Below are 24,039 nucleotides of genomic sequence, written 5' to 3'. Positions count from 1 at the left end.
CCCGGCTCATGTGGCCCGGAACACTCCCCTCACGTCTCGGCCACGTCCTGACTGAGCGCGAGTTGATCTGCCGGTAACACAGGGCTGCGCATCGAGAAACACGTTTCCCGAACCATCGAGGTATGGATTTCGCGACGGTGTGCGGCTACTGCGGCGTGGGCTGCGGTATGGATCTGCGCGTCGTCGACGGCCAGGTAACCAAGAGCGTCGGGACTGCGACGCATCCAGCCAACCGTGGACGGTTATGCACCAAAGGCGCGACAACCGCCGACATGCTCAACGCTGGCGGCCGTCAGGCATACGCACAGGTCCGCTCCGATCGCACCGAGGAGGCGGTGCCTACACCGCTCGACGACGCTATCTCGACCGCTGCCGCCCGGTTGCGCGGCATCTACGACGAGCACGGCCCAGACTCGATCGCGCTCTACGTGTCCGGCCAGATGAGTCTGGAAGCCCAGTACCTGTCCAACAAGTTGACGAAGGGCTATCTGCGCACCAACCAGATCGAGTCGAATTCGCGGCTATGCATGGCTAGCGCCGGCACCGGCTACAAACAATCCCTCGGCGCCGACGGACCGCCCGGCAGCTACGACGACCTCGATCATGCCGATGTCTTCTTTGTTATCGGCGCGAATATGGCCGACTGCCACCCGATCCTGTATTTGCGAATGATGGACCGCGTCAAACAGGGCGCCAAGCTCATCGTCGTCGACCCGCGGCGCACCGCTACCGCCGCCAAAGCCGATCTCTACCTGCCCATCGCACCCGGCACCGACCTCGCATTGCTCAACGGCCTACTCAAACTCATAGTTGACGCCGGACACACCGACGATGAGTTCATCGCCGAATTCACCGACGGCTTCGACGCGATGGACCCGATGCTCGCGGACTATCCGCTCGATGCGGTGGCGGGGATAACAGGTCTCGACACCGCCGACATCGTCGCCGCAGCCGAATTGATTGGCACCGCCGACAATTGGGTGAGCCTGTGGACGATGGGACTCAACCAATCGACCCACGGCACCTGGCAGACCAATGCGCTGTGCAATCTTCATCTCGCGACCGGCGCGATTTGCCGCACCGGATCGGGACCGTTCTCGCTGACCGGCCAGCCCAACGCGATGGGCGGTCGCGAGATGGGTTACATGGGCCCCGGGTTGCCGGGACAACGGTCCGCACTAAACCCGGCCGACCGCGCGTTCGTCGAAGACCAGTGGCAATTGCCACGTGACACGATCCGCCCCGATGCCGGGGCCGGCACTATCGACATGTTCGAGCGGATGGCAGTGGGCGAGATCAAGGCCGCATGGATCATCTGCACAAATCCCGTTGCCTCGGTAGCCAATCGGCAGACCGTGATTGACGCCTTGCGGGCCGCCGAGCTAGTGATCGTGCAGGACGCCTTCACCGGAACCGAAACGGGCGAGTACGCCGACATCACCTTGCCGGCCGCGCTATGGGCCGAAAGCGAAGGGGTGATGATCAATTCCGAACGGAATCTGACGCTCACGACTCCGGCACTGGCAGCCCCTGGCGACGCGTTACCCGACTGGGCCATCATCTGCCGCGTCGCCCAGGCGATGGGATTCGCCGACGGTTTCAATTTCTCCAGCGCCGCAGAGGTTTTCGACGAGATCACGCGATTCTGGAACCCCACCACAGGCTGGGACATCCGCGGTGTCGACTACGTGCGGCTGCGCCAGGGACCCGTGCAGTGGCCCGCGGCACCGGATGGCCCCGACCGCAATCCGATCCGCTACATCAACGACGGCGTCAGCGCATCGACCTACGTCGCCGACGACGGAGACGTTCCGCGCCTTGCCTTTCCGACGCCGACCCGCCGGGCTCAATTCCTGCCCCGGCCTTATCTGCCGCGCGCCGAGCTGCCCGACGACGACTTCCCACTGACGTTGACCACCGGACGCCTCGCCCACCAATGGCACACGATGACTAAGACCGGCAAGGTGAAGAAGCTCAATAAGCTCAATCCGTCGTCGTTCCTGCAGATCCATCCAGACGACGCCGGCCCGCTCGGCATAGTCGACGGTGATGACGTTCGAGTGGCGTCGCGGCGTGGCACCGCCGTGCTGCCGGCAGCGGTGAGCACCGACATCCGTCCCGGAACCTGTTTCGCGCCAATGCATTTCAATGACGCACAGGGTCCCGATCTGGCGATCAACGCCGTGACCAACGACGCCGTCGACGCCGACTCACTTCAGCCAGAGTTCAAAGCCTGCGCGGTATCGGTACAACCGGCACCGACCGCACGCAGTACCGAGCCGACCACCGCTGCCGCTCTCACCGTTTCACATCCAGGAGTTGACGCCTTGGCACCGCTCGATGTCCTCGCCACGACGATCGCAACTTCAGGACGATTTGCCGCAGCCGAATCCATTTTCGTTGAGGGAATGCTGGTCGGGTTACGTGCACTCCCCCCATCCGACGCCATCCCCGTCGTGCCGACAACGGCACCGCTCAGTACCGACAATCGGGCCTGGCTGGACGGTGTGTTGGCGGGCCTCTTCGCTCGCATACCGGTGATTGCTGACCAAACCAGTTCTCCCGCAAAATCACTCACCGAAGATGTCGCTCCGACGGTGTCGGCGACTGTTGTTTGGGCATCGCAGACCGGAACGGCGGAGGAATTCGCGGAGACGACTCGCGACGCCCTCGCCACTGCCGGGGTCGACGTCAGACTGCGCTGCGCCGACGAAATCACCGTCGCCGATCTCAGCGGCAACGTCCTATTCCTCACCAGTACCACCGGCGACGGCGACGCACCTGACAACGGTGTCGCGTTGTGGGATGCACTCGCCGGCCTCGAACCCGGCGATCTGCACGGCGTCGGCTACTCGGTGCTCGGATTCGGTGATTCGAGCTACGCGGACTTCTGTGGATTCGGACGCAAACTCGATGCGCGCCTTCATGATCTGGGTGCCCATCGTCTCGCCGAGCGAGTGTCATGCGAGCCCGACTACGAAGAGTCCGCTCACGGCTGGCTCGATCGAGTCATCGCACATATCGACGTCGAACCCAACACCGAGCCGCGCGACACAACTCCGGCTGCCGCCGCCACCCCGGTCGCTTACTCACGAAAGAACCCGCTCTCAACGACGGTGTCGGGAAACGCCAAACTCAGCGGCGACGGCTCCGACAAGGACGTCCGCAAGGTCTCGTTCACGTTGCCGCCCGATACCGTGACCTACTCCGTCGGCGACGCGCTCGGTGTGTGGCCTCGCAATGATCCTGCACTGGTGGCCGAATGGCTCAAACACACCGACTTGGTGGGCAATGAACCGGTCGAACTATCTGGCGGCGACATCGTTCCCTTCGGGGAGGCGCTGACTGATCGTCTTGAAATCGCCCGCATTACACCGGATTTCCTGCATTTCGTCTCCGCCCGAGCGGACAGCGGCGATACCGAACTGGACGAGGTGCTGGCCGAACCAGCCGGTGTCACCAACTGGGCATGGGGTAAACAATGTGCAGATGTGTTGGCCGGCAGGTCTATTCGCGCCACGCCGCAAGAATGGGTTCGAGCGCTGCGTCCCCTCGCCCCGCGGTTGTATTCCATTTCGTCGACGCCGCGCGAAGATCCGCACACCGTCGAGATCACGATGTCGACAGTTCGCTACACCGCAACTACGCCCGATCGTGATGTGATCCGGCATGGTGTCTGTTCATCTTTCCTCGCCGACCGGGCAACCCCCGGCGACACCCCCGTGCGAGTCTTCGTTCAGCCCAACAAGCACTTTCGTCCGCCGGACGACCCCGACGCGGCGGCAATCATGATCGGTCCCGGCACCGGCATCGCGCCATTTCGAGCCTTCCTCGCCGACCGCGCGGCGCAGGGAGCGACCGGAAAGAACTGGCTGTTCTTCGGCGAACGTCGCGAGGCCACCGACTTCTACTACCGCGACGAATTGACCCGTCTTCGCGACGACGGTCTACTTACTCGCCTCGATGTGGCCTTCTCCCGTGATCAAGACGAGAAGGTCTACGTCCAGGATCGGATGCGCGAGCACGCGGCCGAACTGTGGCAGTGGCTACGTGCCGGGGCGTACGTCTACGTGTGTGGAGATGCCGGGGCGATGGCCCGCGACGTCGACGACGCCTTGCGCCAAATCGTCGCCCAGCAGGGCAGGTTGGCGCCGCACAGCGCCGATTCGTTCGTATCCGCGTTGTCGGCCGAGAAGCGCTATGTGCGAGATGTCTACTGACCTGCGCTTCCGACCCCGCGATCGGCACATTACGGTTGTCACATGGCCTACCCGATGTTCGCGATCATCCTCGCAGGTGGACGCGGCAACCGTATGGGCGGCGTCGACAAACCGTCCCTGCGCGTCGGCGGTCGGGCACTCCTCGACGTCGCCCTCGACGCGGTTTCGGATTCCGAACGAATCGTCGTTGTGGGGCCACCGCGTGAACTCGATTCGACGATCCTCCAGGTTCGCGAAGACCCACCCGGCTCCGGACCCGCACCAGCGGTTGCGGCCGGATTGGCGGCACTCGACGCCGAATGTGTCATCGGCGACGATGAGATCGCAGTTCTCGCCGCGGATGTGCCCTTCCTATCCGCCCGCGACCTCGACAAGTTGTCGCGCGCCCGCCACGCGGCGCACGCTCCGGCCGCGTTCGCGCTGGATTCCTCTGGACGGATGCAATACCTGGTCGGCGTGTGGAGTGCATCCGCGCTCCGTGAATCCCTCTCCGGCGCAACCGGCCCCGCGATGCGCGCACTAGTCCCAGCCGGGACACTCGGCGTGACACTCGATGATCGAGCGGTCTCTGACGTCGACACCGCCGCCGATCTCGATATCGCACGCCACCGCGCTAAGGCCACCACCCGGCGGCTCACCCCACCGCGCGCCGCCGCGGTCCTTCGACAAGAACTCAGCCCGCTACCGGGACACTCGATGCCGCCTACCGACGCTCTGGGTGCGGCGCTCGCCGCCGACGTGCATGCCGCACAAGCGTTCCCCGCATTTGATACCTCGGCGATGGATGGCTATGCCGTCGCCGGCCCGGGACCGTGGAAACTGTTGGCTGCCAATGTTTCCGCGGGCACCGAGATCCATCCAACACTGCTGCCCGGTCAGGCGGTGCGTATTGCCACCGGCGCCATGCTCCCTCCGGGCGCACAGCGCGTCATTCGCGACGAAGAAGTCATCATCGACGAGACCACGCTTGTCGCAACGTCTCTCGATCGCGACGATACGCGGCGCCAAGGATCGGAATGGTCGACCGGCGACGTTCTCGTCCCAGCCGGCACGCGAGTCGATGACGCCGTCATCTCGGTGACCCGTTCCGCTGGAACCGAAACGGTCGACGTGCGTGGTCCGCTGCGCGTCCTCGTTCATACGACCGGCGACGAAATCGCTGACACCGCCGAACGTCCCGGTACCATCGTCGACACCGCATCGGACGCGGTCCGTAACATGTTGCGACGCAACGGATGCCACGTGAATTCGGGCGCACATCTGAGCGATAGTCGCGCGGCTTTCGTCGCAGCACTGAGCAATGACATCGCCGACCTAGTGGTGCTGATCGGCGCGACCGGCCGAGGAGTCGCCGACTATCTGCGCACCGCGCTCGATGACGTCGACGCGAGAATCATCGTCGATGGAATCGACATACGGCCTGGCGGATCACTGTTGGTCGCAGCGGTCCCGTCTGGGCCGGTGGTTGTCGGCCTCGGCGGAAACCCACTCGCGGCCGTCGCCGGCGCTACGCTGCTCGTCGGCCCGATCACCGATAGACTCCTTGGCGCGGTAGCCCGCCAGCCTGAACTCATCGCGGTCGAACACCTCGGCGCGGCGGCCCGACCCGGCGGCTGGCGGATGGTCCCGGTCACTCCAACGGGCACCGGGCGGTGGTCGGCGCCACGCTCAATACCGACCGCGCATCTTCACGCGCTGATTGGGACTCGGGGATTCGCACTTATTCCCCCCGGCGCCCACGACGATGACCTGGTCGAATACCTCCGATAGCGACTCTCACGGCGGCCGATTGTTGGCTGTGAGAACTACGTGACGACAAGGCAACGCGAGGCGACCTTGCCGCAACACCGTTTTCCTACCGTTGCTTACATGAGTACCGAGGATTTCACCGCCAACTCCGCCGCTGGCGCACAGCGCACCGTCGTCGTTGTCGGCCACGGCATGGTCGGCCACCGCTTCATCGAGGCTCTGCGCACCCGCGACGAACTTTCACAATGGCGGATCATCGTACTGGCCGAGGAATCCGACCGCGCTTACGACCGCGTTGGACTTTCCTCGTACGTCGGCGCGTGGGACCGCTCGCAATTGGCGCTACCCGGTAACGACTACGCGGGCGATGCGAACGTGGAGTTGCATCTCGACGCGCGCGTCACCGACATCGACCGCTCCGGCCACCGAGTAACGACGGCAGATGGTCGGCAATTCGACTACGACACACTCGTATTGGCCACTGGCTCATACGCTTTCGTTCCTCCGGTACCCGGCCACGACAGCAAGGGCTGCCACGTCTACCGCACCCTCGACGACCTCGACGATATCCGCGCCGACGCCGAAAAGGCTCTCAAGACCAACTCCGAAGCGACCGGCGTCGTAGTCGGCGGTGGTCTACTCGGCCTGGAGGCCGCCAACGCTCTGCGCAGTCTTGGACTGAAAGCCCATGTGGTGGAGGTCAATCCGCGCCTGATGCCTCAGCAGATCGACGAAGGCGGCGGTGAACACCTGGCTCGCATGATTGGCGCGCTCGGCATCGACATCTCACTGGCCTCGGGCACCACCTCGATCGAGCGGGACGGTGACGGGCTCAAGGTCACTCTCAAGGACGAAACGGTCATCGACGCCGCCTTGCTAGTGTTCTCCGCCGGCGTCCGCCCGCGCGACGAATTGGCTCGGGCCGCTGGCCTCGATCTCGCTGAGCGCGGCGGTGTCCTGACCGACATCAATTGCCGCACATCCGATCCCGATGTCTTCGCCATCGGCGAGGTCGCCGCGATCGAAGGACGCTGCTACGGTCTGGTCGGCCCCGGCTACGCGACCGCCGAGGTCGTCGTCGACCAAATACTCGATGGCGACGCCGTGTTTCCGGGTGCCGATATGTCTACCAAGCTCAAACTTCTCGGCGTCGATGTCGCGAGCTTCGGTGATGCGCTCGGCACCACCCCGGGCGCCCTCGACGTTGTCGTCAGTGACCCGATAAACGGTACGTACGCGAAACTCGTTCTCTCCGATGACGCTTCGACCCTGCTCGGCGGTGTGCTCGTCGGTGATGCCAGCTCCTACGGCATCCTTCGCCCGCTGGTCGGATCGACAATTCCCGGTGATCCGGTGTCGTTGATCGCCCCGTCGAGTTCGGATACTCCCGCACTCGGCATTGGAGCCCTGCCCGACGCCGCACAAGTGTGCTCCTGCAACGACGTCTCCAAAGGCACTCTGTGTGCGGCGATCGAGAACGGCGCATGCGATGTCGCCGCGCTCAAAGGATGTACCAACGCCGGAACATCGTGCGGCTCGTGTGTCCCGCTGCTCTCACAACTGCTCGCCGCGGAGGGCGTCGAAGTCTCCAAGTCACTGTGTGAACACTTCAGTCAATCGCGTGCCGAACTCTTCGAACTGGTACAGGCCAGCGGCATTCGCACCTTCACCGGCCTGATCGAGCGGTTCGGCACCGGCACCGGCTGCGACCTATGCAAACCGACGGTCGCCTCAATTCTGGCGTCGACGAGTTCTGATCACATCCACGACGGCGAGCAGGCGTCGCTGCAGGACAGCAACGATCACTTCCTCGCCAATATTCAGCGCAACGGCACCTACTCGGTGGTCCCCCGCGTTCCCGGCGGCGACATCACTCCCGAACATCTCATCCTGATCGGTGAAATCGCCCGGGACTATGGGCTTTACACCAAGATCACCGGTGGCCAACGCATCGATATGTTCGGTGCGACCGTCGATCAATTGCCCGAGATCTGGGGCCGTCTGGTAGCCGGTGGCATGGAATCCGGGCAGGCGTACGGCAAGTCATTGCGCACGGTGAAGAGTTGCGTGGGAACCGACTGGTGCCGGTACGGACAGCAGGATTCGGTGCAGATGGCGATCGACCTCGAACTGCGTTACCGCGGCCTGCGATCGCCGCACAAGATCAAGATGGGTGTCTCGGGCTGCGCACGCGAATGTGCGGAGGCTCGCGGCAAGGATGTCGGCGTAATCGCAACGGAAAAGGGGTGGAACCTGTACGTTGCCGGCAATGGCGGGATGACTCCCAAACACGCGCTGCTGCTCGCGTCGGATCTCGACGGCGAGACGCTCGTCCGCTACATCGACCGGTTCCTCATGTACTACATCCGCACCGCCGACCGGCTGCAACGTACCGCGCCGTGGCTGGAAAGCCTCGAGGGCGGTCTCGATCACCTGAAATCGGTTGTGGTGGACGACAGTTTGGGGCTGGCCGACGACTTCGAGGCGGCAATGGCCCGCCACGTCGACGGCTATGCGTGCGAATGGAAGGGCGTTCTCGATGATCCCGAGAAACTTTCTCGCTTCGTCTCCTTCGTCAACGCACCCGGTGCTCCGGACCCGACCGTCGAGTTCGGCGAGAAGAACGGCCGCAAGGTACCGGTGCTGATCGGTACGCCCGCATTCGGCCGCCCGTGAGTGTCACCCCACCGCACAACTGACTCCCGCACAGAAGGACCCGACACCCATGAGCATCAACTTCGATCTACACCGCTGGACCCGCGACTGGACGCCGGCCTGCCCGGCATCGCGCTTAGAACCGTTGCGAGGGGTAGCGGTTCTGCTGCCCGACGGCGCCCAGGTTGCCCTGTTTCGGCTAGCCGATGACAGCATCAAAGCTGTCGGCAACATCGACCCGATTGGTCGGGCAGCGGTGCTCTCGCGCGGCATCGTCGGCGACCGGGGCGGCTTTCCAGTAGTGCAATCGCCGCTGAAGAAGCAGGCCTTCAGCCTGCTCGACGGCCGGTGCCTCGATGCCGAAGGTGTGTCGATTCCGGTGTACGCCACCAGGATCGGACTCGACGGGACGGTATTCGTCGCGAATACGCCCGACATCCGGTTCGGCTACCGGCCGCGCTCGGGTGCGGTCGCCGGACTGGCACCGAAGAGCGCGTAGGCGTCTTGCCATGACCGACCTATCCCCCGCCACCCTCTTGGTGGCACACGGAACCCGCAATCCGCACGGCGTCGCGATGATCGGCGATTTGGCACAACAGGTTTCGGAAGTCCTGACTGAAGAGGTCCGCGTCGCATTCGTCGACGTACTGGGGCCGACTCCATCGGAGGTGCTGGCAACTCTCGGCGGTCGTTCAGTCACTCTGATTCCCGCGTTTCTGTCCAGCGGCTATCACGTCCGGGTCGATATTCCCGAACATGTTGCGGCCGCGGCACATCCGGATGTGCGCGTTACCGGCGCGCTGGGACCGTCCCCGCAACTGGCTCGAGTCATGCTGGACCGGCTCATCGACGCCGGCTGGCGGCCTGGTGACCGGGTAGTGCTTGCCGCCGCCGGTTCATCGGATCCGCGCGCGCAGGGTGAGATCCGTACGACGGCAACACTGTTGTCGTCGCTAGTCGGATCCAGGGTGCGGATCGGCTTCGCCGCGCCGCCGAGTTCGGGCGGATACCCGGCCGTTCACGAAGTGGTGTCATCGGTGCGTGAGGACTCCGGACGTCGGGTAGCCGTAGCGTCGTATCTGTTGGCCGACGGTCTCTTTCAGCATCGTCTCTACGACAGCGGAGCCGACGTAGTCAGCGAACCACTCGGACTGCATCCCAGTGTGGTCAAGCTGGTGTGCGCGCGGCATCGGGCCGCCGTTCTGGTTTGACGCTCCACACCAGATCAGTCGACCGCCAAGCGGTACCCTCGCTTCACCACTGTCGCCACAACCTCCTTCGCGCCCAGGCTCGCTCGCAATCGTGCGATGGCAGCCTCCACCGCGTGGGTGTCATCACCAGCCGCGGGCAGGACCGCCAAGAGCTCCTCGCGCGAGCAGACATCTCCGGGCTTGCGCGCCAACATCTTCAGCAATGACAGCGCCGAGGGCGAGAGGTCCCGGACCTCGCCGTCGATGACCGCGGCCGACGCACGTATACCGAGATCGTGACCGGCTACCCGCAGCGTCGGCCTGCGCCGCGGGAGATCGTCGGCGACCAGACGGGCGAGAGCGCCGAGTCGCATCCGTTCCGGCTCAACGCTTTCCACACCAATACGAGCCAGCGGACCGGCCGTAACCGGTCCAACACAGTACGGCACCACCGGGCCGGACAATGCGCGACGCACGCCTTCGAGCAGTCCCAATTCATCGGCGCGCATCAACGTCGAGGCCACTGCCGGCGCCGATGTGAACGTCACCGCGTCGACCTGAGCGAGTGCGAGCACCTCGATCAACGAATCGAAAGCCGTTGTGTCCGTTGGCGGTTCCCATCGGTAGACGGGCACACCGACCACCCCGGCCCCTCGCGCGGCGAGGTCGGCCAAGAAGCCCGGCACCGGGTCCCAATCGTCGGTCGCGCCATGTAGTTGCACGGCAACCCGTTTGCCGGCCAGATCCTGTTCGGTCAAATGGCTGAGCACTTCAACCGACGATTCCGATGCCGGCGACCATTCCTCGCGCAGACCAGCCGCACGCAGTGCACCGGTCGCCTTGGGACCACGGGAAATAACGCGACCGCTCCCGAGCGCATCGAGCAACGATTCGGCCAACCCCCATCCATCGGCGGCTTCGATCCAACCGCGAAAGCCGATGCCGGTAGTGGCGATTAGCAGGTCCGGTGGCGTAGCGATCAACTCGTCGGTGATCTCTCGCAGCCGATCGTCGTCGGCGAGTGGAACCATCGAAATCGCGGCGGCGGAGACCACCGAGGCCCCACGCCGCCGCAACAACGTTTCGAATTCGTCGGCGCGGCGCGCCGCGGTAAGTGCCACCGTGAACCCCGCCAGCGGAGTCTTCGAAGCCAGAATATCGCTTCGATCCGCCGCTGCGGAGGTTGTCGCGTCACCGGGCTCTGATCCGCCGCCCATCAACCCGCTTTCGTTCGATCTCTTATTCACACCGTTGACTTGATTGTCCCACGAGCGGGTTTGTCCGTGCCGACCGATTCCTCGGCGACTTTGTCGTCGATCGAGATATGCGGCACGGCAACGTACACGCGCCAGGTGATGATCGCGGCGATCACGTAGAAGACTCCGAAAACCCAGAACGCCGCGGTTGCGGTGCCCTGAGTGAGATATGACTGACGCAGAACCAGGTTGATTCCGACGCCGCCCAGACCGCCAATCGCTCCGGCGATTCCGATAACCGCCCCCGACATCGACCGCGAGTAATGCGCTCGAGTCGCCTCGTCGGCGTCGAGCGAGCGCGACGCGGCGTCGAAGATCGACGGAATCATCTTGTAGACCGAGCCATTTCCGGTGCCCGACAACAGGAACAGTGCGATGAATCCGACGATGTAGCCGGCCATCGCGGCTCCGCTCGCGGCGCCCGAACCCGTGCTGGTTGACGCCGCGATCAAGACGCCGGCGAAGAGCGCCATACCCACAAAGGTGCACAAGGTCACCTTGCCGCCACCGATTCGATCGGAGAGCTTGCCGCCGTAGACCCGGGCGATCGACCCGAGCAGCGGGCCGATGAACGCGATCTGAGCCGCGTGCAACGTCGCATCGGCGACCGACTGGCCGTTGGCCTTGAAGGTGATTTGCAGAACCTGGCCGAACGCGAAGGAGAACCCGATGAACGAACCGAAAGTGCCGATGTAGAGCAGCGAGATCACCCAGGTATTGCGATTACGCAGAGCTGCGCGCATCGCAGTCATGTCGACACTCGGCGTCGCGAGGTTGTCCATAAACAGCGCGGCACCAATGCCGGCGACTACCAGGAAGACGAGGTAGAGCGCGCAGACCCAATACGGCTCGCGGTTACCCGCGACGGCGATGACAAGTAGGCCGATCAACTGTACGGCGGGCACACCCAGATTGCCGCCGCCGGCGTTGAGTCCCAGTGCCCACCCTTTGAGCCGTTGCGGGTAGAAGGCGTTGATGTTGGTCATCGACGAAGCGAAGTTGCCCCCGCCGAGCCCGGTCATGGCAGCGCATAGCAAATACATCCAGAGTGGCTGGCCAGGATTGATCAGAATGAGGATGGTCGCCGTCACTGGAATCAGCAGCACAAAAGCCGAGAAAATGGTCCAGTTGCGACCGCCGAAGCGGGCGGTCGCCATCGTGTACGGGAATCGCAATAGCGCTCCGGTCAGCGTCGCGGTTGCGCCGATGAGAAATTTGTCGCCAGCCGACAGTCCGTAGACATCGGTCGGCATGAACAGCACCATCACTGACCACAGCGACCACACCGAGAAGCCGACATGCTCCGCGGCAACCGACCAGATCAGGTTGCGCCGGGCGATCTGCTTGCCACCGGCTTCCCATGCCTCGACGTCTTCGGGGTCCCAATCGGTGATGGTGTGTGAGCGACTCATCAACCTCCGCCTTTCCAAGCTTCAGGTACGGCACTATGCCGACCACAGCGACGTTAGGAATGATTTGTTGCTTTACGGCGTCCCGCCGTGTCCGATGGGTAACCGGGTTCTCACCGCCGCGCCCCCGGCACCGTGAGACGCCGACGGACAATAGGTGACCTGCGGTTTTGTCAGCCGCCGGCAAACGGCGGTAATAAGTCCACCTCGCCCCCGACGGCTGCGTCGGCGTCGCGCAACATTTCGTCACCGCTCAGAACCGAGCACAACTGGGCCAAATCACCGGCCCGCGAACCGTGCCGGTCGCCGATCGCAGTCCGAAGACCACCGACCGTCGCGGACGCGACGTCGAGTGTTTCGGTCCGGCAACCGGTTGCGTCGGCGATCGCCGCGAAGTACCTGACATTGATCGGGATCGGCCGGGGCGTTGCCGTTGATTCGTCAGCCACCGATAGCCCCCATGGTCCGACGAGGATGGGTCAGCACGCCTAACGCCGCGTGCCCGGCGGATTTCCGCGCGGTGACCCGTTGCCAGAGTTCGGCGACCTCGGCATCGGATGCGCCGCTACGCATGGCCGTACGAAGGTCGATCTCGTCGTCCGAGAAAAGACATGGCCGCACTCGGCCTTCGGCAGTAATCCGGGTGCGATCACAGGTGCGGCAGAACGGCCGGGTCATCGAGGCGATGATGCCCACGGTCGCTGGTCCGTCGTCGACCAGCCAGCGTTCAGCCGGTGCACCCGGATCGACACGGCCAATCGGTGATAGCCGATGATGGCGCGACAGTTCTTCTAGCACGTCGGCCGCCGTGATCAGGTCCGATGCCGTCCACGTGGCGTCGGCGTCGAGCGGCATATTTTCGATAAACCGCAGTTCCAGTCCGCGGGCGATACACCAGTTGAGTAGTTCGGAGGCCGACGACACCGTAGATCGTAGCGCGACCGCGTTTACCTTGATCGGTGCGAATCCCGCGTCACGTGCGGCGTCTATTCCGGCGACAACGTCGGCGAGCCGGTCGCGTCTGGTCACCTGGGCGAATAGCTCGGCATCGACGGTATCGAGGGAGATATTGAGTCGGGTGACACCCGCGGCTCGCAAGTCGTGTGCACGGCGGGCAAGCCCAACCGCATTGGTAGTCAAGGCAATTGGCAGGTCAGCGTGGCGGGAACGCACCGTAGCGACAAGCTTCTCCAGATCACGTCGCACCAGTGGTTCGCCCCCGGTCAGCCGCACTTCGTCGATACCCAGATCGCTGACGCCGATGTCGATCAGACGAGCGACCTCGTCGATCGAGAGTAATTCCTCGCGCGGCAGCAGCGGCAGACCTTCTGCGGGCATGCAGTATCGGCACCGGAGGGTGCACGCCTGAGTCAGCGAAATCCGCAGATCTCGTGCTCGACGCCCGAAGGAGTCTTGCAGGGACATAATGATCAACGCTACCTGGCGAACGGTTGAGGCACCGCTGGAGCATCACCGGTAGTCCTGGGCCTAAACTCGCAACGGTGAGCCGCAGGGACGTTTCCGCACACCGCGCCGCGATCGCGCATGCCCTGAGCGGACTCGGCGGAAGCGAGCTGGTTCCGCTGCACAGCGCACACGGACGAGTGGTTGTCGCCGATGTCGGTGCGCTAGCTCCGATGCCGGCGTTCGACAATTCGGCGATGGACGGCTTCGCGGTACGGGCCGCCGACGTCATTGTCGATGAACCGCTGCCGGTGGCCGCACGGGTCTACGCGGGTGACACCGCGCCGCCCACATTGCCTTCTGGCGCCGCGGCGGCGATCATGACCGGCGCCCCACTCCCCTCGGGTGCCGACGCGGTGGTTCCGGTCGAGCAGTCCCGGGAGCAGGCTGGCGCCGTAAGTTTTCGCTCGGCGCCCGACGTCGGAGCATTCGTGCGCCGCACCGCGGCAGATGTTGCGGCGGGAGCGGTCGTGGTTGCCGGTGGATCGGTACTCACGCCGCGCCATCTTGCCGCGCTCGCCGCAACCGGCACCGGTACGGTCGAGGTGTTCCGCCGCCCCCGCGTCGCGGTGATCTCCACCGGCAGTGAGCTGGTGGCTCCGGGTGATCCGTTGGGCTTTGGGCAAGTGTACGAATCGAATTCGGTGATCCTGAGCGCGCTGTGCGCCGCACATGGAGCTGATCTGACCTACACCGGCCGGGCGGGCGACGACGGTGACTTCGAACAAAAGCTCGCCGCCGCCGCGGCATCAGCTGATGTCGTGCTGACCTCCGGCGGTGTATCGATGGGCGAGCGAGAACCCGTGCGGGACTTGCTCTCCGGTGTCGGATGGTTTGGTCCGATCGCAATGCAGCCCGGCGGTCCGCAAGGTTTGACATTTTGGCAAGACACGCCAGTGATCAGTTTGCCGGGCAATCCGGTGAGCGTCATGGTGTCGTTCGAAGTGTTGGTGCGCAACGCGTTACGCGCGGCGAGTGGCCTCCCGGCGGTCGAGCCCACGTCAGCGAGGCTAGCCGCCGACGTCACGTCGGTGGTGGGTAAAGCCCAGTTCCTACGTGGGCGACTGCAGACGGACGGAACTGTCGAGGTGATCGGCGGACCCGGCAGTCATCTCGTCGCGACGGCCGCGAACGCCACCGTCTTGATTGAAATCGATTCCGCGGCAGAATATCTGGCCGCGGGCCAGGAGGTGCCAACGTGGCCGCTGACCCCATAGGTTCGGGAGAATCCGCACTCAGTCATGTCGCCGCCGACGGCAGCGCGCATATGGTCGATGTGTCGCACAAGGACGTAACCAGCAGAACCGCGACGGCGCGCGGCATCTTTTGCACTACGCCGCAGGTGATCTCGTTGATCAGTAGCGGCGATGCCCCGAAAGGTGATGTTCTCGCCGTCGCTCGCGTGGCGGGCATTATGGGAGCCAAGCGCACCTCGGATCTCATTCCGCTATGTCACCAATTGCCGTTGAACTCAGTGAATGTGGACTTCGAACTCACTGACAATGCCGTGGTGGTGACTGCGACGGCATCGACCACCGGGCGTACCGGCGTCGAGATGGAGGCCCTGACCGCGGTCAGCATTACCGGCCTGACCCTGCACGACATGGTCAAAGCGGTTGACCCATCGGCGTCGATGACCGATATCGCGCTGATGGCCAAAGATGGTGGACGACACGGATGTTGGCGTCGTGACGAAACGCCCGCCACCGCACCGTCGCGAACCGTTGCTCCCGGCACGGTCGACGTCTATCCGGGACGACGCGCGACGGTGGTGGTGTCATCCACGCGGATCGCAGGCGGGGAACGAACCGATGCCACCGGGCCCGTTATTCGAGAGTGGTTATCGGGCAAAGGATTCGACGTCGGTGACCCTATTGTCGCCGCCGATGCCGACATTGCCGACGCCATCCGCGACGCTCTCGCACAGCACCCCGCGTTGCTGATAACCACCGGCGGCACCGGACCAACCTCCGACGACCACACCCCCGAAGCGACGGCGCCACACCTGACCACCACTTTGCCCGGTATCGCCGAGGCCATGCGCGAAACAGGTCGGGCGGCAACACCGTACTCGTCGCTCAGTCGCGGACTCGCCGGCTTCGCCGGGCGTACGCTGGTCGTGAATCTGCCGGGATCGAAGGGCGGCGTGAAGGACGGTATCGCGGTGCTCGATCCCCTTGTCTCGCATCTGTTCCACCTTGCCGATGGCGGTGGTCACTGATGGTTTCCCATCTCCCCGGGATCGTCGACGAACCGCTAGACCCGCGCGGTTGCGAGGGTGCGGTACGCACCGACGCGGACGGCGCGGTAGTTACCTTCACCGGCGTCGTGCGCGATCATCACGACGGTCGCTCGGTGACAGCCTTGCGATATGACGCCCATCCGCGGGCCGCGGAGTTTCTGGCGCACGTCTGCGCGAAGTACCGAACCGGCGATATCCGGGTAGCAGCACAGCATCGGATCGGTGACCTGCGCATCGGCGACGTCGCCGTCGTCGTAGCGGTGGCCACGCCCCACCGAGCCGAAGCATTTACCTTGTGCGCCAAAGTGATTGACGAGATCAAGACTCAGGTTCCGATCTGGAAGTTCGAGACGTACGCCGACGGTGCATCGGACTGGCAGACTGGGCAGTGTTGATGACCGGGTAGATAGGTAGACGTTGAGGTAGACTTCTACCCATGGGGCTAAATATCAAGAACGAGCGGGTCTGCGCATTGGCAAAACAGGCCGCCGCGATTACCGGCCGCACTCAGACCAGTGTCATCGAATTGGCACTGGAGCGACTCCTCGCTGAACACGAGACAGCGAATACGGCAAATGCACAGGCCAAAGCCCAACGGATCGACGCCATCATTCAAGACTTGCAACGCGCCTGGGCAGACACCGATTCGCATCGGCTACCGACGGAAGGCGATCTCTACGACGAAAATGGGCTCCCAGCATGATTGTGGACACGTCGGCGCTGATAGCCGTGGCCAACAATGAGTCATCGGCCAATGCGCTGTCGCGGGTTTTGAGGTCCGATGGCCCGTTTGCCATGTCAGCAGCCACCCACCTGGAGACCTTGCTAGTCAGCGACAGGCATCCAAACCCGACAGTCTCGCGATATGTCGAAGCCCTAATTCGCGAGTCAGAGATTGTCGTTGAGGAATTCTCCGAGCAACAGTCCGGAATCGCCCGACGCGCGTATCAGCTATTCGGCAAAGGATCGGGACACCCTGCGAAACTGAACTTCGGGGATTGTTTTTCGTACGCACTAGCGATCGATACCAACCGCCCGCTGCTCTTTGTGGGCAACGACTTCAGCCACACCGATGTTCGAGTTGCCGAATACTAAGAATTGTCACTGGACAATTGCTCAATGCACCACTCCCACACCGCATTCGTATCTGAGGGTCCGGCTTCACTCCAGGTGTAGCCGGAATGCTTGCGAAGCGCCTGCCCACCGCCAAACGGGTCACCCACCGGATCGAGAAGCCAGACCTCGATAGGAAGGGTGGTTGTTTTCACTTTGGCCGTTCCCACGTATCGACCGAAAGCGTTCTGGCCGAACGGAATTGACTCGCCCACGATCAGCGGTCCTTGATTCGCTCCGACCCATGACGGTTCGCCGTTCAACGTCCCGATCACGAACCACTCCTCATCCGCCTGCTCTCGACTAAGTACGCTATCCCCGATGTAGTCGGTATACCTGGTCATATTGATCCAGCGACTATCGATGTGGTCGAGAAGCTCGACATGCGTATTCAGGTTGAGATAAGCCGGGAAGGCCCGCCCGTAGGCCCAGCGCAATTGCGATCCGTAGGTGAAAAGCGATACCTCACATTTCTTTTCGGTCCACTCCAAGATTCGGTGCGCCGCCGCGTACATAAGGACCGAGCCTTGACTGTGACCACACAGCACCACCCGCGACACGTCGCGGGAGTTCACGTACCGGCTGATATCGCGCAACGCTCGAGGTGCATAGCTCGGTGGAACCACCGGATGCGCTTCGCGTGGCCAAAACGACGCGAGATCCCAGAGGACACCCAAACTGCGTCGTCCCACAGCGTTTCCCGGAAAGGCCGAACGCACAACGGTCCAGCACAAGGTGACGAATGCGATGACGACTGCGACCTGCCCAATATTGGCGAGCAAGTCTAATAGGCTCGCAAGACAGCTAGGCATAGTCATCGAGTTCACAGACAAAAAGATGACGCCAGTCAGGACGGCAACTACTACAACCAGAAGGATCGCCGAGGGGATCAGTAGCTTCGCACCCGCCCGCTTCCATGACGACCGAAGCGCCTTATCCATCGCTGTCGGAGTCTCGTCCTCTGTGGCAGGAGCCCAAACTGGCAGACCTTCCGCTTGCAGACGCGCCGCCGACGCCAGCCGATCGCGCACAGACCACCGAGCGGCGGTGAGATACCAAGTGAGTGCGACGAGAACAACGACGACGACTGTCACCCCCCACATTCTTGCGACTGGTTCGTACACCCAGGGCAACTGAAACTTGCTGCCGCCGTTGACAAGAAGGGTCGCCCAGGCCTTGGCGCTCCACACCGAATCCCACTTGAATGCCGGCGTCAGCATTGTCTGCACGACGATGCTGATCGCGATGCCCGCGGTAAACCCGATCAATCCGGCAAGAGTGGCAACGCACGCGCTGTGCATGCCACGAAGCCACGGACGGTAGCCATCAACATTGACGGCCGGCCCACCCTGGCAGAGCCCCAGCAGTATTGCGGCGCAAAGCAATACGACACCGTAGGCGGCACCCGCTACCAGGACGGTCCACGACGACACCTCGGTAAGCCGATTGGTCTCCTGCGTCGTCGGCAATATCCATATCGCGGTCGCAATGAAGACCAAAGCACTCGCCGCTACCCACGCGAAGCCAGCCCAACCGGCGAAAACACCACTGATCGCGACGCCTATCCCCCGACCACGCGGATTGTGGGTGAAAGCCGCCAGTAGCGCCGCACCAACAGCGATGACCCAACCGACGAGACCTAAAACCACGTCCCATGGGGTGGTCTGACTGTCGACGAACGGCCATCCAGAGCAGTAAGCGGTCGCCACACCGAACACCATCAACCCATGTGCGGTCTGCAGTGCGGGCGCCGAACTGTCCGTGCAAAACATGAACTCATCGCGGGCCAAACCACATGACGAGCCATCCGCAGCCGGCACGCCTACGTCCGAAGGTTCGTCCACGTCGTCACCGTCGGTGTTGATCTGCGAGAGGCGATGAAAGAGCGACGCGGCTCCGATAACTATCGCGATGGCGATTACCGAGAGGAGCCAGGCATCGGAAAGCCAGTCCGGCGTTGTCCTGTGCCGTAAGTACTGGTCGAAAACCAAATCAACAACGATAACCATCGTCTGCAGAGTGACGATGGCCGTAAGAAATACACCGAGTGCGCGGTACAGAGCTTTCAATACTTTGATCCGGCCGGGACCGACCTCGTCCGACGGCAGCATCCACCAGGCGACGTTGATCAGCGCAAATGGGAGCAGCGTTATCCACAACAACTGCCGCAACGTCCCCGCGGTCATCGACGACCAGCGATAGCCGACACGTTCCGGCGGCGCAGTCCCCTTCAGATCGTCGCTCGATGCACTGAAAGTTCCCGAATACTTGCCGCCGTAGGTCTCGATGCTGCGCACCTTCGGTTCCGCGATACCCAGCATCGTGGCGGCCGGCGTCCCACTGACTCCATGGGTGATTAATTTCAGCACCGTTTCCATGTCACACCTCCACGAATTTGGATCCGGCGCATATCGCCCTCCATTTCCCACATGTGACTGGTTCTTCCATGGTCGCCCCTGGTCAAGCCTCGATGTGGAGGTATGTCGATTCTTGGATCGTTTAGGGGGCACGGACAATTGGGACAATCACCCAGTCGGCACGCTGACAGTCGATTGACAGCGGCGCGGCAGGGCATTCGATATTCGGTCACCTACCTTCGTCTGTGTTCGACATACGTTGTCGCACAACAGAAAATCCCAATCAAGGAGATCGAAGATGCCTCAGCCTTACCGTCCCGGACAGCCGCCCCGTCACCAGGAGCGTCGTCGCCAGCGGCGCCGCGTGTGGGACCGCCGTCGCCGTCAGTGGACTTGGGAATGGCGCTGATTCTGCGCGGCCCCGCGCACTAGCCCTCAGTCGAAACCCCCGCTCGGACCCACGTCCGGGCGGGGTTTCGCATCTTCGACAGATTCTTCGACCGCTATGCGCGTCGTTGCATAGTGCGAAGTTGCACTGCTACCTTGTTCACATGGCTCTCGAACACGCGATCATGGTGTCGCTAGCCGAGCGACCCGGCACCGGTTACGAACTCGGGCGCCAATTCGAACGTTCTATCGGCCATTTCTGGTCCGCAACACATCAGCAGATCTATCGGACGCTCAAAAAGCTCCACTCCGACGGCCTGGTCAGTTTTGAACCGGTGGCTCAAGATGGCCGACCGGACAAGAAGGTCTACACGCTGTCCGACGCTGGGCGTCAGGCGCTGCGCGAATGGGTGGCGACCCGCACCCCGGTACAGCACCTGCGCAACGAACTCGGCGTAAAGCTCCGTGCCGCCGAACACGGCAACATCGACGACACGATCGCCGATATGCGACATCAGCGTGACCTGCACTCTGCTCAGCTCGACCTCTACACAAGATTTCAAAAGGACGACTACCCAAATCCGGGTGCGTTGTCCGGCCGCAAACTGCACCAATATCTGGTGCTGCGCGGCGGAATTCGCGCCGAAGAGGGCTTCATCGATTGGTGCGATGAAGTCATCGACGCGCTGACTCGCCAGCACACCGACACCTAAACCCTGCGATCGCCGGACAGCCCCCGGCCGATCACCGTTTCACGAAGGAGCGCAATGTCGACCGCACCAAACCCCCACTACCCCAGACTCTTCGAGCCACTGCGAATCGGTGGCATCACGCTACGAAACCGTGCGGTGATGGGGTCCATGCATACCGGCCTCGAAGACCGCTACTGGGATACCGACAAGTTGGCCGCGTACTACGCCGAGCGCGCACGTGGCGGAGTCGGCCTCATCATCACCGGTGGATTCGCCCCAACACGTACCGGCCTGCTGCTCCCGTTCGCGGGTAAGCTGACCAACTCGGTCGACGTCCATCGACACAGCCGACTGACCAAAGCGGTCCACAAAGAGGGCGGCAAGATCGCTATCCAGCTGATTCACGCTGGGCGTTACGGATACACCCCGCTCAAGGTGGCCGCCGGCTCCGAACCGTCACCGATCCATCCGTTCAAGCATTTCAAGATGACCGAGCAGATGATTTGGCATGTCATCCGCTCCTTCGGGCAGGGCGCCAAACTCGCCCGAAAGTCGGGCTACGATGCTATCGAGTTGATGGGCGGCGAGGGCTACCTGATCAACCAATTCCTCTGTCCACACACCAATGACCGCACCGACAAGTGGGGCGGCTCTACCGAAAATCGGCAACGGTTCCTCGTCGAGATCATCAAAGAGGTCCGCAAACAGGTCCCCCGCGACTTCCCCGTCATCTTGCGCCAATCCATCGCCGACTTCGTTCGCAAGGGCCAGACCTGGGATGAGATCGCACTGATGGCCCGCAAGGCCGAAGAGTTCGGCGTCGATGCCATTAACACCGACATCGGTTGGCACGAAGCGGGAATCCCGACCATCGTCACGTCGGTGCCGCGTGCCGCATTCGTGAAATTCACCGAGCGTCTGCGCGACGAAGTGTCGATTCCGTTGATCGCCTCCAACCGCATCAACACTCCCGAAGTCGCCGAGGAAATCCTTGAGCGCGGGCGCGTCGACGCGGTGTCGATGGCTCGACCACTTCTCGCCGACCCGGAGTTCGTCAACAAGGCGATGACCGGCCGAGGCGACGAGATCAACACATGCATCGGCTGCAACCAGGCGTGTCTGGACCACGCCTTCGTCGGCAAGAAGGTCTCCTGCCTGCTCAATGCGCGCGCCGGTCGCGAGACGGTACTGACCCTCGGCGCGACTCGACGAGCCAAGCACATCGCCGTCATCGGCGCGGGCCCGGCCGGCTTGGCCGCGGCGGTCTCCACTGCCCAGCGCGGTCACCGCGTCGAACTATTCGAGGGTAGCGAGAAGATCGGTGGACAGTTCTCCATCGCCGCACGCATCCCGGGCAAAGAAGAGTTCAACGAGACGGTCCGCTACTTCACCCGCCAGCTCGAAATCAACAATGTCACAGTGCATTTGAACAAGAGAGTCACCGCCGAGGAGCTGATCGAGGGCACCGACGGCGGCAAGTTCGACGAGGTGATCGTCGCCACCGGCGTGACCCCACGCGTCCCCAAGATCGACGGCGTCGATCACCCGATGGTGATGTCCTACGCCGATGCGGTACTCGGCCACCGAGAAATCGGTAAGCGGGTCGCGGTAATCGGTGCCGGCGGCATCGGCTTTGACGTCACCGAATTCCTTACCGTCGACGAGTCGCCAACTCTGAATCTTAAAGAGTGGGAACAGGAATGGGGCGTCAGCGAGGATCTGACCAAACCCGGCTTCGTGACCAAGCCGCGCCCCTTGCCCGCGACCCGCACCGTCTACCTGGTGCAGCGCAAGCCGGGACGTCAGGGCAAGACCCTCGGTAAGACCACCGGTTGGGTACATCGCGCGACGGTGAAAATGAAAGGCGTGGAACAGATTTCGGGCGCCCGCTACGACAAGATCGACGACGCCGGTCTGCACCTGTCTTTCGATGATCCTGATACTCCGTCGCGAATCCTCGAGGTCGACAACGTGGTGATCTGCGCCGGACAGGAATCAGTACGAGACCTGGTCGACCCGTTGACCGTCGCCGGTGTAACCACCCACGTGATTGGTGGAGCCGACTTGGCCGCCGAACTCGATGCCAAGCGTGCGATCCGGCAGGGCACCGAGGTCGCCGCGAGTATCAACTAAAACTGCGGCATCGACGCGTCATAGACTGACGGAATGGCAGTCCCCATTCCGTCAGTCGACGGTCGAGCAGTAGTCACCGGCGCATCGTCGGGTATCGGTATGGCGCTCGCGCGCGTTCTCGCCTCGCGCGGGTATTCACTGATCATCGTCGCCCGCCGTGGCGAAATCTTGGAAGACCTAGCCACCGAGTTGCGCAATGAATACGACGTGACCGTCGAAGTTCGCGCCGTCGACCTATCTGATCCAGCCGCGGTCGAGGTCCTGTCGGCGGAACTGGCCGGACGCGAGATTTCGATTCTGTGCAACAACGCGGGTATCGCGACCTTCGGCCGGCTGTACGAACTCGACGCCGAATACGAGCGCGCGCAGACACGTCTCAACGTCAATGCCGTCCACGACCTCACGCTTGCCGTGTTGCCGCGAATGGTGTCGCGCCGATCCGGTGGCATTCTCATGGTCGGGTCGGCGGCCGGCAATATGCCCATCCCGAATAACGCGACATACGCGGCATCGAAGGCGTTCGTAAACACGTTTAGTGAATCGCTGCGCGGCGAGGTCGCCGATCAAGGTGTCCACGTAACCCTGCTCGCGCCGGGGCCGGTGCGGACCGAGACTCCCACTGCCGACGAGGCCAGCAACGTCGACGCGGCGGTGCCGGATTTCCTCTGGCATTCCTCTGACAAGGTCGCCGAGATGAGCCTAGATGCGTTGGGACGCAACAAGATGCGGGTTGTCCCCGGAGCTCTCTCCAAGGCGATGTCGGTGGCCGGCGGCTATTCACCGCGCAAGATCGTGGCGCCGATCGTCGGGACCTTCTACCGCAAGATGGCCGACTGAGCCGCTGGGCTACCGCTTAACGGCGACGTTTAGCCGTACCGAAGATCGAGCGGCTGATCTCACGGCCTGCCGCGCTTGCCGCCGATCGTAAGAAGCTCTTCATCGCCGGGCTGTTCAGAACTTCGGTGATCATGCCGGGCTCTTCTTTGGTCGGGGCAGGCGCTGCAGATTCTGGCGGAGCCACTTCTCCCGATGCTCCGAGCCCCTCTTCCTGTGCTGGTGGCGGTGCGACCTTTGCGGTCAGCAACTCGTAGGCGGATTCACGGTCGATCGCGGTGCCGTATTTGGCGAAGAGCGGGCTAGCGGTCGCAGCGGCCTTGATGCCCTCCGCGCCC

The 24,039-nt window shown here is 63.1% G+C and carries 19 protein-coding genes; 13 read left to right on the top strand and 6 right to left on the bottom strand.

Annotated features, from left to right (window positions below; genetic code table 11):
* Window positions 1–122: 122 nt before the first annotated feature.
* From GOEFS_RS07860 to GOEFS_RS07840, 5 genes are all read left to right on the top strand, one after another.
* Complete coding sequence (locus tag GOEFS_RS07860; RefSeq protein WP_007317366.1) at window positions 123–4,220, top strand: bifunctional nitrate reductase/sulfite reductase flavoprotein subunit alpha; 4,098 nt, start codon at window positions 123–125, stop codon at window positions 4,218–4,220.
* A gap of 42 nt (window positions 4,221–4,262) precedes the next feature.
* Window positions 4,263–5,990 carry an NTP transferase domain-containing protein gene (locus GOEFS_RS07855; protein WP_007317365.1) on the top strand — a complete coding sequence of 576 codons (1,728 nt, stop codon included), beginning with the start codon at window positions 4,263–4,265 and terminating at the stop codon, window positions 5,988–5,990.
* Between the two features lie 99 nt (window positions 5,991–6,089).
* A complete protein-coding gene (gene nirB, locus GOEFS_RS07850) occupies window positions 6,090–8,645 on the top strand; it encodes a nitrite reductase large subunit NirB (protein WP_007317364.1) in 2,556 nt (851 codons plus the stop codon).
* 49 nt (window positions 8,646–8,694) lie between these two features.
* Complete coding sequence (gene nirD / locus GOEFS_RS07845) at window positions 8,695–9,123, top strand: nitrite reductase small subunit NirD (protein WP_007317363.1); 429 nt, start codon at window positions 8,695–8,697, stop codon at window positions 9,121–9,123.
* A gap of 10 nt (window positions 9,124–9,133) precedes the next feature.
* Window positions 9,134–9,835 (top strand): sirohydrochlorin chelatase, encoded by a 702-nt coding sequence (locus tag GOEFS_RS07840; RefSeq protein ID WP_007317362.1) that lies wholly within the window; start codon window positions 9,134–9,136, stop codon window positions 9,833–9,835.
* 14 nt (window positions 9,836–9,849) lie between these two features.
* Here the strand turns inward: GOEFS_RS07840 and GOEFS_RS07835 are convergent, their stop codons facing one another.
* The 4 genes from GOEFS_RS07835 to moaA all read right to left on the bottom strand — a co-directional run bounded on the left by GOEFS_RS07835 (window position 9,850) and on the right by moaA (window position 13,904).
* A complete protein-coding gene (locus tag GOEFS_RS07835) occupies window positions 9,850–11,031 on the bottom strand; it encodes a uroporphyrinogen-III synthase (RefSeq protein ID WP_007317361.1) in 1,182 nt (393 codons plus the stop codon).
* 26 nt (window positions 11,032–11,057) lie between these two features.
* Complete coding sequence (locus tag GOEFS_RS07830) at window positions 11,058–12,482, bottom strand: MFS transporter (RefSeq protein WP_007317360.1); 1,425 nt, start codon at window positions 12,480–12,482, stop codon at window positions 11,058–11,060.
* 170 nt (window positions 12,483–12,652) lie between these two features.
* Entirely contained in the window at window positions 12,653–12,928 is a 276-nt protein-coding gene (locus GOEFS_RS07825) for a MoaD/ThiS family protein (RefSeq protein ID WP_007317359.1), read from the bottom strand.
* Entirely contained in the window at window positions 12,921–13,904 is a 984-nt protein-coding gene (moaA, locus tag GOEFS_RS07820; RefSeq protein ID WP_040524740.1) for a GTP 3',8-cyclase MoaA, read from the bottom strand. The genes GOEFS_RS07825 and moaA overlap by 8 nt, the downstream gene beginning before the upstream one ends.
* Before the next feature lie 77 nt (window positions 13,905–13,981).
* Between moaA and GOEFS_RS07815 the strand changes: the two genes are divergently transcribed.
* From GOEFS_RS07815 to GOEFS_RS07795, 5 genes are read left to right on the top strand one after another with little or no spacing between them, the layout of a single operon-like run.
* On the top strand, window positions 13,982–15,160 hold the full coding sequence (locus GOEFS_RS07815; protein ID WP_007317357.1) for a molybdopterin molybdotransferase MoeA: 1,179 nt from the start codon (window positions 13,982–13,984) through the stop codon (window positions 15,158–15,160).
* On the top strand, window positions 15,142–16,164 hold the full coding sequence (gene moaCB / locus GOEFS_RS07810; protein ID WP_007317356.1) for a bifunctional molybdenum cofactor biosynthesis protein MoaC/MoaB: 1,023 nt from the start codon (window positions 15,142–15,144) through the stop codon (window positions 16,162–16,164). Before GOEFS_RS07815 ends, moaCB begins: the two co-directional genes overlap by 19 nt.
* Window positions 16,164–16,580, top strand: coding sequence for a molybdenum cofactor biosynthesis protein MoaE (locus GOEFS_RS07805; protein ID WP_007317355.1), 417 nt, complete (start codon window positions 16,164–16,166; stop codon window positions 16,578–16,580). The genes moaCB and GOEFS_RS07805 overlap by 1 nt, the downstream gene beginning before the upstream one ends.
* A gap of 41 nt (window positions 16,581–16,621) precedes the next feature.
* Window positions 16,622–16,888, top strand: coding sequence for a type II toxin-antitoxin system VapB family antitoxin (locus GOEFS_RS07800; RefSeq protein ID WP_007317354.1), 267 nt, complete (start codon window positions 16,622–16,624; stop codon window positions 16,886–16,888).
* Window positions 16,885–17,280, top strand: a complete 396-nt coding sequence (locus GOEFS_RS07795; RefSeq protein ID WP_007317353.1) for a type II toxin-antitoxin system VapC family toxin — start codon at window positions 16,885–16,887, stop codon at window positions 17,278–17,280. Before GOEFS_RS07800 ends, GOEFS_RS07795 begins: the two co-directional genes overlap by 4 nt.
* Here GOEFS_RS07795 and GOEFS_RS07790 read toward each other — a convergent pair.
* A complete protein-coding gene (locus tag GOEFS_RS07790) occupies window positions 17,277–19,676 on the bottom strand; it encodes a hypothetical protein (protein ID WP_007317352.1) in 2,400 nt (799 codons plus the stop codon). The two genes, GOEFS_RS07795 and GOEFS_RS07790, sit on opposite strands and share 4 nt — an antisense overlap.
* A 530-nt stretch (window positions 19,677–20,206) precedes the next feature.
* Between GOEFS_RS07790 and GOEFS_RS07785 the strand changes: the two genes are divergently transcribed.
* Genes GOEFS_RS07785 through cmrA form a run of 3 tightly spaced genes read left to right on the top strand, consistent with a single transcriptional unit; the run spans window position 20,207 to window position 23,704 of the window.
* Entirely contained in the window at window positions 20,207–20,755 is a 549-nt protein-coding gene (locus GOEFS_RS07785; RefSeq protein ID WP_007317351.1) for a PadR family transcriptional regulator, read from the top strand.
* Window positions 20,756–20,809: 54 nt separating this feature from the next.
* Complete coding sequence (locus GOEFS_RS07780) at window positions 20,810–22,867, top strand: NADPH-dependent 2,4-dienoyl-CoA reductase (RefSeq protein WP_007317350.1); 2,058 nt, start codon at window positions 20,810–20,812, stop codon at window positions 22,865–22,867.
* Window positions 22,868–22,900: 33 nt separating this feature from the next.
* Window positions 22,901–23,704 carry a mycolate reductase gene (gene cmrA / locus GOEFS_RS07775; protein WP_007317349.1) on the top strand — a complete coding sequence of 268 codons (804 nt, stop codon included), beginning with the start codon at window positions 22,901–22,903 and terminating at the stop codon, window positions 23,702–23,704.
* Window positions 23,705–23,720: 16 nt separating this feature from the next.
* Here the strand turns inward: cmrA and GOEFS_RS07770 are convergent.
* A partial coding sequence (locus GOEFS_RS07770; protein WP_007317348.1) for a helicase HerA-like domain-containing protein occupies window positions 23,721–24,039 on the bottom strand: 319 nt, incomplete at its 5' end.

The organism is Gordonia effusa NBRC 100432 (assembly GCF_000241305.1).
Lineage (GTDB): Bacteria > Actinomycetota > Actinomycetes > Mycobacteriales > Mycobacteriaceae > Gordonia > Gordonia effusa.
The sequence above is the reverse complement of the archived record's forward strand: the minus strand, read 5'-3'. Positions and strand labels throughout refer to the sequence as shown.

Coding starts and splice junctions, on each gene's coding strand:
- GOEFS_RS07800 (WP_007317354.1), top strand. CDS start 16,622: ATGGGGCTAAATATCAAGAACGAGCGGGTCTGCGCATTGGCAAAACAG.
- GOEFS_RS07840 (WP_007317362.1), top strand. CDS start 9,134: ATGACCGACCTATCCCCCGCCACCCTCTTGGTGGCACACGGAACCCGC.
- GOEFS_RS07835 (WP_007317361.1), bottom strand. CDS start 11,031: ATGGGCGGCGGATCAGAGCCCGGTGACGCGACAACCTCCGCAGCGGCG.
- nirB (WP_007317364.1), top strand. CDS start 6,090: ATGAGTACCGAGGATTTCACCGCCAACTCCGCCGCTGGCGCACAGCGC.
- GOEFS_RS07805 (WP_007317355.1), top strand. CDS start 16,164: ATGGTTTCCCATCTCCCCGGGATCGTCGACGAACCGCTAGACCCGCGC.
- GOEFS_RS07790 (WP_007317352.1), bottom strand. CDS start 19,676: ATGGAAACGGTGCTGAAATTAATCACCCATGGAGTCAGTGGGACGCCG.
- GOEFS_RS07780 (WP_007317350.1), top strand. CDS start 20,810: ATGTCGACCGCACCAAACCCCCACTACCCCAGACTCTTCGAGCCACTG.
- GOEFS_RS07795 (WP_007317353.1), top strand. CDS start 16,885: ATGATTGTGGACACGTCGGCGCTGATAGCCGTGGCCAACAATGAGTCA.
- GOEFS_RS07785 (WP_007317351.1), top strand. CDS start 20,207: ATGGCTCTCGAACACGCGATCATGGTGTCGCTAGCCGAGCGACCCGGC.
- GOEFS_RS07860 (WP_007317366.1), top strand. CDS start 123: ATGGATTTCGCGACGGTGTGCGGCTACTGCGGCGTGGGCTGCGGTATG.
- moaA (WP_040524740.1), bottom strand. CDS start 13,904: ATGTCCCTGCAAGACTCCTTCGGGCGTCGAGCACGAGATCTGCGGATT.
- cmrA (WP_007317349.1), top strand. CDS start 22,901: ATGGCAGTCCCCATTCCGTCAGTCGACGGTCGAGCAGTAGTCACCGGC.
- nirD (WP_007317363.1), top strand. CDS start 8,695: ATGAGCATCAACTTCGATCTACACCGCTGGACCCGCGACTGGACGCCG.
- GOEFS_RS07830 (WP_007317360.1), bottom strand. CDS start 12,482: ATGAGTCGCTCACACACCATCACCGATTGGGACCCCGAAGACGTCGAG.
- GOEFS_RS07855 (WP_007317365.1), top strand. CDS start 4,263: ATGGCCTACCCGATGTTCGCGATCATCCTCGCAGGTGGACGCGGCAAC.